This is a genomic window from Streptomyces sp. SD31, assembly GCF_052068475.1.
Taxonomy (GTDB): domain Bacteria; phylum Actinomycetota; class Actinomycetes; order Streptomycetales; family Streptomycetaceae; genus Streptomyces.
This window is the reverse complement of the sequence record NZ_JBQHCX010000027.1, coordinates 1-15,255: the sequence shown is the minus strand read 5'-3', so window position 1 is coordinate 15,255 and position 15,255 is coordinate 1. Positions and strand designations below refer to the sequence as shown.

14 protein-coding genes and 1 rRNA gene are annotated in these 15,255 nt (G+C 69.3%); 10 read left to right on the top strand and 5 right to left on the bottom strand.

Translation table 11 applies throughout. From position 1 onward, the window contains the following. Positions 1 to 383: 383 nt before the first annotated feature. Positions 384 to 1,142 carry a PIG-L deacetylase family protein gene (locus ACTMVF_RS40155; RefSeq protein WP_441276044.1) on the bottom strand — a complete coding sequence of 253 codons (759 nt, stop codon included), beginning with the start codon at positions 1,140 to 1,142 and terminating at the stop codon, positions 384 to 386. A gap of 150 nt (positions 1,143 to 1,292) precedes the next feature. On the opposite strand from ACTMVF_RS40155, the gene ACTMVF_RS40150 reads away from it, so the two are divergent. After that, complete coding sequence (locus ACTMVF_RS40150) at positions 1,293 to 1,712, top strand: hypothetical protein (protein WP_441276043.1); 420 nt, start codon at positions 1,293 to 1,295, stop codon at positions 1,710 to 1,712. A gap of 52 nt (positions 1,713 to 1,764) precedes the next feature. On the opposite strand, the gene ACTMVF_RS40145 is transcribed toward ACTMVF_RS40150, so the two are convergent. Continuing rightward, positions 1,765 to 2,745: an oxidoreductase gene (locus ACTMVF_RS40145; protein ID WP_441276042.1), complete on the bottom strand. Its 981-nt coding sequence runs from the start codon at positions 2,743 to 2,745 to the stop codon at positions 1,765 to 1,767. Positions 2,746 to 2,835: 90 nt separating this feature from the next. On the opposite strand from ACTMVF_RS40145, the gene ACTMVF_RS40140 reads away from it, so the two are divergent. Next, positions 2,836 to 3,438 (top strand): TetR/AcrR family transcriptional regulator, encoded by a 603-nt coding sequence (locus tag ACTMVF_RS40140; RefSeq protein WP_441276041.1) that lies wholly within the window; start codon positions 2,836 to 2,838, stop codon positions 3,436 to 3,438. 144 nt (positions 3,439 to 3,582) lie between these two features. Here the strand turns inward: ACTMVF_RS40140 and ACTMVF_RS40135 are convergent, their stop codons facing one another. Then, positions 3,583 to 4,545 carry an alpha/beta hydrolase gene (locus ACTMVF_RS40135; RefSeq protein WP_441276040.1) on the bottom strand — a complete coding sequence of 321 codons (963 nt, stop codon included), beginning with the start codon at positions 4,543 to 4,545 and terminating at the stop codon, positions 3,583 to 3,585. Positions 4,546 to 4,750: 205 nt separating this feature from the next. On the opposite strand from ACTMVF_RS40135, the gene ACTMVF_RS40130 reads away from it, so the two are divergent. From ACTMVF_RS40130 to ACTMVF_RS40095, 8 genes are all read left to right on the top strand, one after another. Further along, positions 4,751 to 5,212, top strand: coding sequence for a MarR family winged helix-turn-helix transcriptional regulator (locus ACTMVF_RS40130; RefSeq protein ID WP_441276039.1), 462 nt, complete (start codon positions 4,751 to 4,753; stop codon positions 5,210 to 5,212). 231 nt (positions 5,213 to 5,443) lie between these two features. Further along, positions 5,444 to 6,769 carry a S53 family peptidase gene (locus ACTMVF_RS40125; protein WP_441276038.1) on the top strand — a complete coding sequence of 442 codons (1,326 nt, stop codon included), beginning with the start codon at positions 5,444 to 5,446 and terminating at the stop codon, positions 6,767 to 6,769. 359 nt (positions 6,770 to 7,128) lie between these two features. Beyond that, on the top strand, positions 7,129 to 7,437 hold the full coding sequence (locus ACTMVF_RS40120) for a hypothetical protein (RefSeq protein ID WP_003991275.1): 309 nt from the start codon (positions 7,129 to 7,131) through the stop codon (positions 7,435 to 7,437). Positions 7,438 to 7,644: 207 nt separating this feature from the next. Continuing rightward, entirely contained in the window at positions 7,645 to 8,475 is an 831-nt protein-coding gene (locus ACTMVF_RS40115) for a hypothetical protein (RefSeq protein WP_441276037.1), read from the top strand. Further along, the gene (locus tag ACTMVF_RS40110; protein WP_441276036.1) at positions 8,465 to 9,799 is read left to right on the top strand and encodes a hypothetical protein; all 1,335 of its coding nucleotides are present in this window, start codon (positions 8,465 to 8,467) and stop codon (positions 9,797 to 9,799) included. Before ACTMVF_RS40115 ends, ACTMVF_RS40110 begins: the two co-directional genes overlap by 11 nt. Then, positions 9,796 to 11,352 (top strand): SCO6880 family protein, encoded by a 1,557-nt coding sequence (locus tag ACTMVF_RS40105; protein ID WP_441276035.1) that lies wholly within the window; start codon positions 9,796 to 9,798, stop codon positions 11,350 to 11,352. Before ACTMVF_RS40110 ends, ACTMVF_RS40105 begins: the two co-directional genes overlap by 4 nt. A 6-nt stretch (positions 11,353 to 11,358) precedes the next feature. Further along, the gene (locus ACTMVF_RS40100) at positions 11,359 to 12,774 is read left to right on the top strand and encodes an ATP-binding protein (RefSeq protein WP_441276034.1); all 1,416 of its coding nucleotides are present in this window, start codon (positions 11,359 to 11,361) and stop codon (positions 12,772 to 12,774) included. Between the two features lie 15 nt (positions 12,775 to 12,789). Then, positions 12,790 to 14,343, top strand: coding sequence for a type IV secretory system conjugative DNA transfer family protein (locus ACTMVF_RS40095; RefSeq protein ID WP_441276033.1), 1,554 nt, complete (start codon positions 12,790 to 12,792; stop codon positions 14,341 to 14,343). A gap of 25 nt (positions 14,344 to 14,368) precedes the next feature. On the opposite strand, the gene ACTMVF_RS40090 is transcribed toward ACTMVF_RS40095, so the two are convergent. Continuing rightward, positions 14,369 to 14,932, bottom strand: coding sequence for a GNAT family N-acetyltransferase (locus ACTMVF_RS40090; protein WP_441276032.1), 564 nt, complete (start codon positions 14,930 to 14,932; stop codon positions 14,369 to 14,371). Between the two features lie 62 nt (positions 14,933 to 14,994). Continuing rightward, positions 14,995 to 15,111 (bottom strand): 5S ribosomal RNA (gene rrf, locus ACTMVF_RS40085). Positions 15,112 to 15,255 lie beyond the last annotated feature (144 nt).

Genomic DNA, 15,255 nt, shown 5'->3' with positions numbered 1-15,255 from the left:
TAATTCTGTCGCCACCTCAGAAATGTTGGAGGGGTGATGGAAAGGGGCCGATCGGGCGTCCGCAAGCCCGAGGCGCATATGTGATGGCTCATCAGAAGAGCGCAGCGGCCAGTGACTTGGTGTCGAATTGAGCCGCTCGGGGGATCGGACTGACGTCCCATCACACTTCTGCGCGCGTGTCGGGCATTGACAACGTTCCACGCAACGGCTAGATGCCACCCAGACTCATGGATTTGTGCTGTTCAGCGCCCGGCGGCTGGGGCTGCAGCGGGTAGGGGGGCCGGTCGCGGACGGTCTTGGCGGGCCGTCGCGAAGGGGTGCGCCACTCCAGGTCGCCGGCTGAGCCTGAGTTCAACCTGGGCCTCTCGCTCAAGGTCTCCAGCTCAAGGCGTCAGTTCGGTCTGGCCCGACACCGGGGAGACGGCGTCCTGGCGGATGTACCACTCGGTGGCGAGGAACCCCTCCCGGACCTCCGGCGCAAAGCCGGCGAGCAGGCCCGGTGCCGCCCCTCGCTCCACCTCGCTGCGATGGGCCAGTACGGCGGCCCACTTCTGCTTCAGCCAGGGGCTCACGTCGACGGTCGCGGTGACCCGCTCGTCCGGCACCGTGTTCATCGCCTTGCCCGCGCGGGCCAGCTCGCCCAGCGCCCCAAGGGCCGAGTGCGGGTGCGTGGCCAGGTAGAGCGCGCTGGGCTGCCAGGGGGCACCGGCGTCCCGGTAGAGGCGTTCGAGCCCGGCCGACTGGACCGCGAGGGTAGTCACGCGGTGGGTGTGCACGTGGTCGGGATGGCCGGTCACGCCGCCGTAGGCGTCGTGGGTGAGCACGATCTGCGGGCGGAACTGCCGGATGTGGGCCACCAGCCGCCCCACCGACTCGTCGAGCGGCGCGTCCAGCAACCGCGGTCTGCCGGGGGCGGAGTGCGGCAACTTGGCGTCGGCGTAGCCGAGCATCCGCGGCTCACCGGCGCCGAGAATGCGCAACGCCTCGGCGAGTTCGGCGCCGCGCTGCGTGGCCGGGGTCCAGGTCGCCGTCACGACCCCGGTGCGAGCGCCCGCTGCGGCCTGCCGGGCGAGGACTCCGCCCGAGGACAGGGACTCGTCGTCCGGGTGGGCGAAGACCGCGAGCAGGCTCGGCAGCGGCATCCGACGATCACCTCCGAGAAGGGCCTGCCCGGCGACCCTGAGTACGAAAACTCAGGCACAAGGTCATCCGCCACGGCAGACTGTGGGCGATCTGCGGACCAGCAGATCCGACTACCCAACAGATCCAACGGACCATCAGGGGGAACAACCATGAGACGGACACGTCGAGCCCTGGCCATAACCGCGCTGGCGGCCTGCGGGCTGACCGGCCTCGGGGCGGCGCCCGCCGCCGCGTCGGGCGATGTCCTGCTGCCCCACCCCGGGCCGGATGGCCTGGTGTGGGTGGAGGAGTGGACGGGCGACGGCGGGGTCGTGTCGGCGGGCGTGGGGGAGCGCCTGCCGACCGTGCTCACCGTGGCGTGCGAGGGGGACGGCAATGTACAGGTGACCATGTGGTCGCAGGACGCCGAGGTCGCCGCGTTCTCCGTCGACTGTCCGGCCGGGGAGGCAGGGGTCGGCTCGGTGACCATGGACCCCGGCGTGATGCGCGCCGGTTCCTTCCAGGTGGCCGTCGACGCCTCGGCGGACAACATCCGCTGGGCGCTGACCGTGACCCAGCCGGAATCGTGACCCGGCCGATGTAAGCGATGTAAGCGAAGCAACCGTGGCGCCGGGCGCCGCACTACCGCTCGGCCGCCACCCGGCCCGCCCGGCCCACCTGCTCCACCTGCTCCGCCGGCCAGCTCACCCCCGTCAGCTCCTCGGACACCGTCCACAACCGCCGCGCCACCCCCGCATCACTCGCCGCCACCGACCGCCCCACCAGCGTCGGCGCACCTCGCATCTCACCGAGCCCGTCCGGGCCGACGTAGCTCGCCCCGGGCAGATCCTGAGTCGCCGCGTACAACGTCGGCAGCGCACCCGCCCTGTCGTCCTGGGCGAAGAACCTGTTGCCGATCTTCATGAACCCACGCATCACCGGACTCCCCGCATGGCTCTGCAGGTTGGTGGCGGCGTAGCCGGGGTGGGCGGCCAGGGCGCGGACGGGGGAGCCGGACTCCGCGAGGCGGCGCTGGAGTTCCAGCGTGAAGAGCAGGTTCGCCAGCTTCGACTGGGCGTACGCGCGGTTCGGGTTGTAGTCGGACGTCCAGTTCAGGTCCTCGAAGCGGATCCTCGCACCGAACCAGCGGTGGGCACCGGACGACAACGTCACGACCCGGTCGGTGACGTACGGCAGCAGCAGGTTCGTCAGCGCGAAGTGGCCCAGATGGTTCGTGCCGAACTGCATCTCGAAGCCGTCCGCCGTCCGCTGCTGCGGCAGCATCATCACGCCGGCGTTGTTGATCAGCAGGTCCAACGGCCGCCCCTGCCACGCCTCCGCGAACTCCCGTACGGAGGACAGATCCGCCAGATCCAGCCGCCGCACCTCCGTGCTGCCGTTCACCGTCGCGGCTGCCGCCCCGCCCCGCTCCAGGTCCCGCACGGCGAACACGACATGCGCACCCGCTCGGGCCAGCGCGTCCGCCGCCCTGAGACCGATCCCGCTGTTGGCGCCGGTGACGACGGCGGTACGGCCGGTGAGGTCAGGGAGGCTCGTCGCGTCCCATGTCTGCGGGGTCGTCTTGCTCGACTTGGTCGTCCTGCTCGTCTTCTTCTCAGCCATGCCATCGAATGTAGGCGCCGCCAACAATGCTGTCAATGACAACAATGCTGGCAACGCCAACAAAGATGACACCGCCAACATCGAGCTACGATGGTGCGCATGCCCGAGAGTCGCCCCTACCACCACGGAGACCTGCGCTCCGCCCTGCTCGCCACCGCGGAACGCACCCTGCGGGAGAAGGGCGTCGGCTCCCTGTCGCTGCGCGAACTGGCCCGCGAGGTCGGCGTCAGCCACGCCGCCCCCGGCCGGCACTTCAAGGACAAGCAGGCCCTGCTCAACGCCCTGGCCCTGTCCGGATACGAGCGGCTCGCCCAGGCCCTGAACACGGCAGACGACCCCGCGCTCCCGCTGGAGCCGCGCCTCACGTCCCTCGCTCGGGCCTACCTCAGCTTCGCCATCGACAACGCCGAGCTCCTGGAGCTCATGTACGCCCGCAAGCACGACCCGGACGCCTCCGAGCAGATGGCCGCCGCCGTCGAGCAGACGGTCGGCAGCCTCGACCGGGTCCTCGCGGACGCCCAGACACGCGGCGAGATCATCGAGGGCGACCCCGCGGAACTCAACCTCGTCACGGGCGCCGCCCTCCACGGCATGGCCGGCTTCATCGCCGGAGGCTGGCTGCCCCCGGAAGCGGCCCTGGCCGGCGTCGAGGGCCTGGTCCACCATCTGCTGCACGGCTTGAAACCCCGCTGACGGTCGGATTCAACGCCCTGAGCGGCAACACCCTCAGGGGCGCGGGGCCGTGTCGATACGCGACTCCGCCGCGCTGGGCGCGACCAGCCACGACGGACCCGCAGCAGCCCGACAACCGCGCCCCTACGGCGATGACGCCTGCGCTCAACGAAGGCTGAACGCACCCCGCAGGACACTGATCGCCTGCCCAATAGCGGCCTCCGCAGCCCGCGTCTCCCGCAACGCGTTCAGCATCACGAAGTCGTGAATGATCCCCTGATACCGCACCGCGGTGACCGGGACCCCCGCCTCCCGCAGCTTGTTCGCATACGCCTCCCCCTCGTCGCGCAGCACATCGGCCTCGGCGGTGATGACCAGCGCCGGCGGAAGCCCCTGAAGCTGCTCGCCGGAGGCCCGCAGCGGCGACGCGGTGATCTGCGCCCGCTCGGCCTCGTCCGTCGTGTACTGATCCCAGAACCACTGCATCGCATCCCGCCGCAGGAAGTACCCCTCGGCGAACTGCCGGTACGAGCCGGTGCCGAACGCGGCATCGGTGACCGGATAGAACAGCACCTGCTGAACCAGCGGCACATCCCCCCGCTGCTTGGCCATCAGCGTCAGCGCCGCCGACATGTTGCCGCCCACCGAGTCACCGGCCACCGCGATCCGGCTCGCGTCCAGGTTGTTGCCCGCTCCCTCACTGACGACCCACTGCGCGACGGCGTAGTTCTGCTCGATGGCGACGGGATAGCGAGCCTCGGGCGAGAGGTCGTACTCGGGGAAGACCACCGCGGCACCGGTACCGACGGCCAGCTCACGCACGAGGCGGTCGTGGGTGTGGGCGTTGCCGAAGACCCATCCGGCACCGTGGATGTAGATGATCACCGGGAGCACCCCGGTGGCACCCGCGGGCCGGACGATCCGCGCCCGCACCTCACCCGTGGGCCCACCGGCCACGGTGACCCACTCCTCCTCGACCTCGGGCTTCACGATGTCGCCGGACTGCACCTCGTCGACGACCTTCCGGCCCTCCGCCGGCCCGAGGTCGAACAGGTACGGCGGGTTCGCGGTGGCCTCGGCGAAGGCCTGGGCGGCGGGTTCGAGGACGGGGCGGTTGGACTCGGTCATGGCGATCTCCTCGGATCGGGTGCCGCACGCCCCACACACACGGGCAGGCTCTCCCGGCTGGTTCGCCGGGTTCGGCGGCACACCCCGAAAGTAGCGCCCTATTAAGTCGTGCGCAACTTATTAGTACGTCATTTATTGGGGCGCGATACCATCGAGAGCGCTCGAACGATAGGCTGCGACCTCTACGACCGCCCCGGGAGCCCCGATGACCAGCAGCGACATCAAGGACCAGGAACCGGGAGGCTCCCTCCTCCTGGACGACCAGCTCTGCTTCGCCCTGTACGCCGCCTCCCGCGCCGTCACCGCCCGCTACCGCCCCCTCCTCGACGAGCTGAACCTGACCTACCCGCAGTACCTGGTCATGCTCGCCCTCTGGGAACAGGACGCGATTTCCGTACGGGACCTGGGCACCGCCCTTCAGCTGGAGTCCAGCACCCTCTCCCCGCTGCTCAAGCGCCTCGAAGCGGGCGGCCTGCTGCGCCGCGAGCGCCGCCCCGACGACGAGCGCTCGGTCGCCATCCGCCTCACCGAGGCCGGCGCCCGGCTCCGCGACCGCGCCGCCACCGTGCCGCTCGCCATCGGCGACGCCATGGGCCTGACCCCGGAACAGGACGCGATGACCAAGCAGCTGCTCCGCCTGATCACCACGAACGTCGCCGAGAACTGAGCCCCGGAGCGGCCGGAGGGTCAAGCCGAGGCCATCCCCCACCCATCCCCGCGCCATTGATCAGCAATCCCCCACGCCCCTGAGCAATACAGAAGTCAGGATTCCGAAACCCACCTTGTTGTCACGTACCCAACAAGCAACAGTCGTCGGCGGGCCGCCGCCCCCACCGGGAACCACACCGGTGGACCCCCCACCCGCAGGCCTCTTCCCCCACTCACAGGAGGCTGTACGTTGCGTACGACGACCCCCGACTCACCCAAGACCCACGGCAGATGGCGCCGCCTCACCTCCACGGCCGCCACCGCAGCCGCAACCGCCGCACTCGTCCTCACCGGACTCGGCACAGCGACCCACGCGACCGCCACCCCCCAGAAGCCCCCCGCCACCACGAAGGTCACCTGGACCGCCACCCCCTGCGCCACGCCCAAACACAAGGGCGACCTGGCCTGCAACTCGGTCCGCGTGACCGGCGGCACCACCGCCTTCGAGCAGCAGCGAGCGGCCAGGACCGGCACCACCCCCAAGGCCGGTGACGCCACGACCCCCTCCGGCTACGGCCCGTCCGACCTCCAGGACGCCTACGGCCTGACCTCCGCCGCCGCCTCCAACGGCTCCGGCGAAACCATCGCGATCGTCGACGCGTACGACGACCCGAACGCCGAGGCCGACCTCGCCAAGTACCGCACGCAGTACGACCTCCCGGCCTGCACCACCTCCAACGGCTGCTTCAAGAAGGTCGGCCAGACCGGCTCCACGACCTCCCTCCCCTCCGCCGACAGCGGCTGGGCCCAGGAGATCTCCCTCGACGTCGACATGGCGAGCGCCACCTGCCCGAACTGCCACATCCTGCTGGTCGAGGCATCCTCCGCGTCCATGGAGGACCTGGGCGCGGCAGTGAACGAGGCGGTCAAGCTGGGCGCCAAGTACGTCTCCAACAGCTACGGCGGCTCGGAGTCCTCGTCGGACACCACGTACGACTCGACGTACTTCAACCACCCGGGCGTCGCCATCACCGTCAGCGCGGGCGACTCGGCCTACGGCGCCGAGTATCCGGCCGCGTCCCGGTACGTCACCGCCGTGGGCGGCACGAAGCTGTCCACCTCCTCCACGTCCCGAGGCTGGACGGAGTCCGTCTGGAAGACGAGCAGCACCGAAGGAACCGGCTCCGGCTGCTCCGCCTACGACGCGAAGCCGAGCTGGCAGACCGACAACGGCTGCGGCAAGCGCACGATCGCGGACGTCTCGGCCGTCGCGGACCCGGCGACCGGCGTCTCCGTCTACGACTCCTACGGCGTCACCGCCGGCTGGTACACCTTCGGCGGCACAAGCGCCTCCGCCCCGATCATCGCGGGCGTCTACGCCCTCGCGGGCACGCCGGGCACCAGCGACTACCCCGCGCAATACCCGTACAACGCAGCCGGTACGTCCGCCCTCAACGACGTCACCTCCGGCAACAACGGCACCTGCTCCACGTCGTACCTCTGCACCGCCGCTACCGGCTACGACGGCCCCACCGGCTGGGGCACCCCGCAGGGCCTGGACGCCTTCACCGGCTGACCCTCCGTCACCAGCCCTGACCAGCACGGGCCACGGCACCCCGCCGTGGCCCGTTCGTCATGCCGGGATAGCCTTCACCCGCAGAACACGGGCACGACCACTCACCCGACCGGCCGTCAGAAACGGCCCCCGGCGTGAAGAGGGCTAACGACGGAACCACACCACAGGTTCCGCTCAGGCATCATTGCCCGGGGTGACCTGCCGTGATACACAGAGTGACCGTACGAGGTATTCGTACGAATCCCGCCCATCAATGACGCCAAGTCGACATACGACGGCGCCATTGTCGGCGAGAATGAGGCCTGACCTCTGCGCACCGCAGGGGACTGCGGAACTACCCAACAGGGGCGGTGACTTACATGCTGTTTGCGGCCGACAAGGGCGACATCAACACCATCATCGGCGGGATCGCTCCGGACTGGGGCCCCTTCGGCAGCCTGGGCAACGAGGCGAAGGTGATGATCGAGGTCGTGATGGCGGTGGCCATCCTGCTCTGCCTCGGCATCGCCATCTGGGGTGCGGCCAAACAGCGCATCGGTGCCACGGCGCTGCGCGACACGTTCAGCGCGGAGCAGGGCAAGGGTCTGATCATCGCCGGCCTGACGGGCGTCTTCATCATCGGCTCCCTGGGCACACTGTTCACCATCGTGTACGGCATGGCCGTCTAGGCGGCTGCGTCCCCTCCGTCCACTCCCTTCCCTCCGTCCGCTCCGGGCACGCCCGGTCCCCCCAGTCCCCCACCCACCCGTCGTGCCCACCGGCTGAGGTTGCGTCTCCCTGATGTCGAGTCACCACACCGCGCCCATGCGGGAACCAGCACGGCTACCGTCGTACTCCTACGTGTTTTCGTCCGACGTCGAGGGGGCGTACGCGGCATGACTCTCGGAGACGAACGGGAGACCTCCGGCGGTTACGCAGGCACCGGTCAGACCCGCACACGGCTGCCCGAGAGCGGCACTGACGTGTACGGGGGCGCACGGCGAGGCGGCCGCTCGTCGTCCCGGAGCCTGGTCACCGTGGTCGGCGTGGTCGTCCTCCTCATCGCCGCGATCGCCTTCGCGAACCGTGGAGGCGACGACTCCGGTTCAGCGGGCGGGGACGAAAACCAGCCGAAATCCTCGACTACGGCAGCAAGCGGGTCACGCCCGGTGGAGGGCAAGACGAGGGGGATTCCGGCGGGGTTCGCGCATGATGAGGTGGGGGCGCAGTCGGCAGCGGCGAACTACTCGGTGGCCCTCGGCTCGACGGGCATGTTCCAGACGAACACCCGGCATGCCATCGTCGACACGCTCTACACGCCCGACGCCGCAGCCAAGCTGAAGGGCCCGATGGACCAGGCTTACTCGACCGACTTCCTCAGCAAGCTCGGGCTCGATGCCAACGGCAACCCGCCGGAGGGCAGCACGTTCGTCTCACGCGTGGTCCCGGTGGGCACAACGGTCCAGCAGTACGACGGCAACAGCGTCAAGGTCGCGGTCTGGTACATGGGCCTCATCGGCATGTCAGGGGAGAACTCGACCGACCCCGTCACCTCGACGTGGAAGACCTGGACGTTCGACCTGCGGTGGGCCGAAGGCGATTGGAAGATCGTCACGGACTCCCAGAAGGACGGCCCCGCCCCGGTCCCCGGGGACGACAGAGCCGCCGCCTCTGAAGAGATCAGCAAGGCCATCGAGGAGTACGGAGGGTTCACGTATGCGCGCTAACCGCCGCTTCCTCAAGGTCACCGCGGTCTTCGCCGCCGTACAGGCCGGCGCGGTTGTGCTGGCCACCCGCGCCATCGCCGCACCTACACCCACACCCACACCGACGGGGAGCAACGATCCCTGCGACCTCATCGTCGGCGAGGCCAGGAAGTACTGCGAAAAAGACAACGGCTCAGGCAGCCGCAGCGGCGGAACCCCTTCCCTCACCGACCCCACCTCCACCCTCGACCCCCTCTCCTCCCTCGCCAAGGGCTGCGCGGACGCCGCCAGCTGGACCGTCAAGCAGCTCAGCGAGGCCGTGAAGGAGACCGCGAACGTCGACTTCACGAACACCAAGTTCCTCCAGCAGTACGCGGTCGTCTTCGCGGCATCGACGATCCTCACGCTCCTCCTCTGGCTCCTGGCCGTGGCCAAGCGAGCCGTAAGGGGCGTCCCCCTCACCACCGCCATCAGCGAAGCGATCGGCTTCCTCTGGCTCACCGTCCTCGCGTCCGCGTTCACACCGCTGATCCTCTACACGGTCGTATCGGCCACGGACGGCGTCACAGAGGTCCTCGCGAAGGCGACGGGCGACCAGACGGAAACCTTCTTCGGTACCTTCGCCGGCGCCCTGGAGAAGGGCGAGGACATCGGCGGCGGCCCGATCATGCTGATCGTGGTGTCCCTGGTCTCCATCCTCGCCGCCGGCATCCTCTGGCTGGAGCTCGTCATCCGCGCCGCCCTGCTCTACGTCGGCGCCCTCCTCGGCACCGTCGTCTACGCGGGCCTGGTCGACAAGAACCTCTGGGGCCACGTCCGCCGCTGGGCGGGCATCATGATCGCCGTCATCCTCGTCAAGCCGGTCATCGTCATAGTGCTCGGCCTGGCCGGCGCGCTGTCCGCCGACGACGGCCCGAACGCCTTCTCGGCCGTCGTCTCCGGCCTGGCCATCATCCTGCTCGCCATCTTCGCCAGCGCGATGATCTACCGCTTCGTCCCGGGCTTCGGCGACGAGATCGCCGGCTCCCGCAACAACCGCATCATGCGCGGAGCCGAGGGCAAGGCCGCCGCGGTCATCAGCTCCCCGGCGACCCTGGTCGCCCAGGGCATCAAGACACACAGCACCCGCGCCGACAACAACGGCGGCGGAGGCCAAGGCGGCTCCCGCCCGTCCAACCCCGTCTCCGGCGGCGTCGCCGCGCACAGCTCGCGCTCCTCGAACTCAGGCGGCGGACCTGTCCCCTCCGCCGCACCCGCGCCCCGTTCGAGCAGCTCGGTGAACACACCCCACGCCAGCAACACCCGTAACAGCAGCAGCAACCGTTCAGGAGGTGACGGGCGTTGACGACCGAGTCCCACGTGTCCCACGCGGTCACGCCCCGCCGTACATATCTGATCGGCCGCGCCCGGCCGAACGCGATCGTCGGCCGCAACCGCGAGACCGGCGAGATCGCGCTGATCATCGGGGGCGCGTTCCTCGGCATGATGTGCGGACTCCTCGTCCCCGTCCTGTCCCTGCGCATCGTGCTGCTGATGGGCTTCCCGATGCTCGCGCTGGCCGCGGTCTACGTGCCGTACAAGCAGCGGACCTTCTACAAGTGGTTCGAGATCAACCGCAGCTACAAGCGCACCCTCCGCCAGGGCACGACCTACCGCTCCGGCGCCGTCGAGGCCGGCACCCACCTCGACGGACGTGAGGTCGAGGTCGGCCCGCCGCCCGGCATCGGCCGCATCACCTGGCTGGCCGCTCCCTTCGGGCCGGACGAGATCGCCGTACTCCTGCACGCCGACCGCCGCACGGTCACGGCCGCGATCGAGATCGAGGGCCCCGGCGTGGGCCTGCGCGACTCCGAGGACCAGGAAGCCCTCGTCGACCGCTTCGGCACCCTCCTGAAGCATGTCGCCAACGGCGACGGCTTCGTGACGCGCCTTCAGATGCTCGCGCGCACCCTTCCCGCCGACCCGGACGCCCACGCCAAGGACGTCGCCGTACGTGGCGACGTCCGGGCCCCGGGATGGCTGCAGCAGTCGTACGACCAACTCCAGTCGATGGTGTCGACGAGCAGCGAGCAGCACCGCGCCTACCTCGTCGCCTGCATGCACTTCACCCGCGAACTGGCCGCCGAGGCCCAAGCCATGGCCCGCGCCGCCCGCCCGCACGGCGGCAAGGTCGACCGGGACGCAGGACTCGCGGTCGTCATGGCCCGCGAGCTGACCGACATCTGCTCGCGCCTGCAGGAGGCGGACATCCGCGTCCGCCAGCCGCTCGGCCAGGGCCGTCTGGCCTCCCTCATCCACTCCATGTACGACCCGGACCACCCGATCGACCACATCCAGGCGATGACGAAGCGCAACGCCTGGCCGGCCGAGCTGGACGCCATGGAGCCCACGTTCCTGCAGGCCAAGACCCGTGAGTCCTCCACCCGCGCACCCTGGTGCCACGCCACCGCCTGGGTGAAGGAGTGGCCGATGACCCCGGTCGGCGTCAACTTCCTGGCGCCGCTGCTGGTCCACACCCCGGACGTCATCCGAACGGTCGCCGTCACGATGGACCTCGAACCCACCGAGGTAGCCATCGAACGCATGCTGACCGAGAAGACCAACGACGAGGCGGAGGCCAGCCGCGCCGCCAAGATGAACCGCACCGTCGACCCGCGCGACATCGCCGCCCACAACCGTCTCGACCAGCGAGGAGAAGACCTCGCGAGCGGTGCCGCCGGCGTCAACCTGGTCGGCTACATCACCGTCTCCTCCCGCTCCCCCGAGGCCCTGGCCCGCGACAAGCGGACCATCCGGGCGTCGGCCGGAAAGTCGTATCTGAAGCTGGAGTGGTGCGACCGCGAGCATCACCGGGCATTCGTCAACACACTCCCCTTCGCCACCGGCATTCGGAGGTAGGACCTGATGCGGGACCCGCTGTCCGTCCTCACCGACGCCTTCACGTCCTTCCTCTTCGGGAAGGTCGAGACGACCCGGCTGCCGGTGCGCACGTCGACGGGCCAGGCCCAGGCGGTCTACCTCCCGACCGCCGCGCCGGGTCTCGGTGACTCGGGGGTGATCATCGGCCGCGAGGTGTATTCCGGCAAGGGCTACATCTACGACCCCTTCCAGCTGTACGGCCAGCAGCTCCCCGCCCCGCACTGGCTGGTCCTCGGCGAGTCCGGAAACGGCAAGTCGGCTCTGGAGAAGACGTACGTCCTACGCCAGCTGCGCTTCCGCGACCGCCAGGTCGTCGTCCTCGACGCCCAGGGCGAGGACGGCGTCGGCGAATGGAACCTCATCGCGCAGGAGCTGGGAATAACTCCCATCCGCCTGGACCCGATGGCCGCCCTGGACATGGGAATCCGCCTCAACCCCCTCGACCCCGCGATCACGACGACGGGCCAGCTGGCCCTGCTCCGGACGATCATCGAGGTCGCGATGGGCCACGGCCTCGACGAGCGCTCGGGCTTCGCCCTGAAGGTCGCGCACGCCTACGTCAACGAAACGATCGTCGAACGCCAGCCGGTGTTGAGTGACATCGTCGAGCAGCTACGACACCCCGAGCCGGAGTCGGCCGAGGCGATGAACGTCGCCATAGACGACGTACGGGCCTGGGGCCTGGACGTGGCGCTGGTGCTGGACCGTCTGGTCGACGGTGACCTGCGCGGCATGTTCGACGGCCCCACCACGGTCGGCATCGACCTCGACGCGCCGCTCATTGTGTTCGATTTGTCCCACATCGACCGCAACTCCATCGCCATGCCGATCCTGATGGCGATCGTCGGCGTTTGGCTGGAGCACACCTGGATCCGCCCCGACCGGAAGAAGCGCATCTTCCTGGTCGAGGAGGCCTGGCACATCATCAACAGCCCCTTCGTGGCCCAGCTCTTCCAGCGTCTGCTGAAATTCGGGCGTCGGCTGGGTCTGTCCTTCGTGGCGGTGGTCCACCACCTGTCGGACGTCGTGGACGGAGCGGCGGCGAAGGAGGCGGCCGCGATCCTGAAGATGGCGTCGACCAGGACGATCTACGCCCAGAAAGCGGACGAGGCAAGGGCGACGGGCCGGGTACTGGGCCTCCCACGCTGGGCCGTGGAGATCATCCCGTCCCTCACCCCCGGCATCGCGGTGTGGGACGTCAATGGCAACGTCCAGGTCGTCAAACACCTGATCACCGAGACGGAACGCCCGCTGGTCTTCACCGACCGCGCGATGACGGAGTCGTCCGCCGACCGCGACCTGAACGACGACGCCCTGCGCGCCGCCGAGCTGGAGGCGGAGGAACGCGCGGCGGCCTTCGTGGAGCAGCACCTCGGCGACTCCGAATCGACGGTGGCGTAGGGCGAAAGGGGCAGCGTGAGACCGGACGACCACCGAGCACACCGGGACCACAGGGAACACCGGGACGGCCAGGGAGGCATCCCCGACGGCCTGCTCATCGGCATACTCGCCTTCCTTCTCGGCATGACCGTACTGGTCTGGACGGCCACGGGCCTGGCAGCCCTGTTCGCCCACGGCTCCTGGCCCTCAGGCGTAACGTTCACCCACACGCCCCTGGCCATGCGCTCCCTGATCGCACAACCCCATGACATCCCCGGCGCATGGCCGGAGACACCGAGCGGTCAGCTCTCCGGGTACGGCCTGTTCTGGGGGCTGTTCATCGGCCAGCTGATGGTCCTGATCGTGCTGACCGTGTTCGTGCTGGGGACAGTGGCTCGGTGGCGGGCTGTGAGGGCGGGCCGGCGCGTGGGGAAGGCGGAGGGTGCGGAGACATCAGCACCGATACCGCACGACGTACCCGCCCCACACGACGTACCCGCCCCACACGAGGTACCAGCCCCGCACGTCGTACCCGCGCCCAGAATGGAGCCGCTGCCCCAGCCACAGCCGCTGCCGGAGCCGCAGCCGACGCCGACGCCGATGGGGCATTCCGATGCCGACCGGTCGGCGACGGTCCCCACACCCCGCGGACTCAGCGAACCGACGGGGGCCCGGCTTGTCGTAGCCACAAGAGAAGGCCGCCAGCCAACCGCGACCCAAGCCGTCCACGACGCGGAGGGCGCCGCCCTCGTAGTCACGTCGAACCCGGCCCTTTGGCAGGACACGAAGGACGCCCGCGCAAAACTGGGCCCGGTCCTCCTCTACGACCCCACCCACCTCTGCGACACCCCGTCCCGCCTCCACTGGTCTCCCACCACGGGCTGCGAGGACAAACAAACAGCGGTCTCCAGAGCCACCGCACTCCTGACCCCGGTCCGCCCCACCTCCCGCCTGGACCAAGCGGTCAGCGACACCGCAGAAACCCTCCTGCGCAGCTACCTCCACGCGGCGGCGATCGACGGCCGCACCATCCGCCACGTCCACCGCTGGTCCCAGGGCGGCCAGGTCCAGGACGCCGTACGCATCCTCCGCACCAACCCGAAGGCGGCCCCAGGCGCGGCAGGCGAACTCGAAGCCGCCCTCACAGCCCACCCCGAACGCCGGGACATGGCCCAGGAGCTGACGACCCGCGCCCTCTCAGCCCTCTCCACGGTCAACATCCGAGAGTCCTGCACTCCAAACCGAACTGATGCCCTCACCTTGGATTCCTTTGTCCATGAAGCGGGCACGCTTTATGTGGTGGGTGAATCCATCGAGGATCCCCGAGCCAATCCGGGCGCCATGCCACTCCTGACGGCCCTCGCCGCAAGCGTGGTCGAGCGCGGCCGGCGCATGGCCGAACGGTCATCCTCCGGTCGCCTCGACCCACCACTGACGCTCGTCCTGGACGACGTCGCCGCCGTGGCTCCGCTTCCCCAGCTCCCGGAGCTGCTGGCCACCGGAGCGGACCGGGGCATGCCGACCCTGGCCCTGCTCCGGTCCCGCGAACAGGCCCGCTCCCGCTGGCCACACGACGAACTCCCCGTCTAGGCCGGCCAGTTCCCGGCTCAGCTCATCACGGCCGCTCGAGGACGAACTCCAACTCGGCCTCCCCCGGCTGCCCGTCGAGCGGCACCGTGAGCCCGCTCGGCACGAACCCGACCTTCTGGTAGAACCGCTGCGCCCGCCCGTTCTCCTCGTGCACGATCAGCCGCACCCGCTCCACACCCCGCGCCCACGACCACTGCAGGGCGGCGTCGAACAGCACCTCTGTCAGCCCGATCCCCCGCTCCTCGGGCTGTACGAACACGGCCACGACATGCCCCTGCTTCCGCTCCACCGGAAGCCCCGCCCAGTCGGTCGTCCCCGGCTCCTCGACCAGCACGGTCAGCGTCCCGACCCACCGCCCGTCCGGCCCTTCGGCGATGATCGTCTGCGCCTTCTCAGCTCCCTCGCAAGCCCCGGCGGCCCGCTCCTGCCAGAAGGAGTCGGGCTGGGCCACGGCCTCCTCATAAGTCGTCAGATAGGCAATCGGCGCGACTGGGTCCTGCAGCGCGGCAAGCCGCAACTCCTTCGCGGCCGGCCACTCATCGGCGCGTATGGACCGGATGATGTAGGCCCCGGGGTTCGTGGTGCTCATGACGGCCACCGTAGCAACACAAAAAGGCCCACACCGTAAGGTGTGGGCCTTTTCTAAAATTTGTTCGGCGGCGTCCTACTCTCCCACAGGGTCCCCCCTGCAGTACCATCGGCGCTGTAAGGCTTAGCTTCCGGGTTCGGAATGTAACCGGGCGTTTCCCTCACGCTATAACCACCGAAACACTATGAAACTGTCCAGCCGCACCATGCCGTGACCTGACATGGGGCTGTTCGTGGTTTCAGAACCAACACAGTGGACGCGAGCAACTGAGGACAAGCCCTCGGCCTATTAGTACCGGTCACCTCCACACCTTGCGGTGCTTC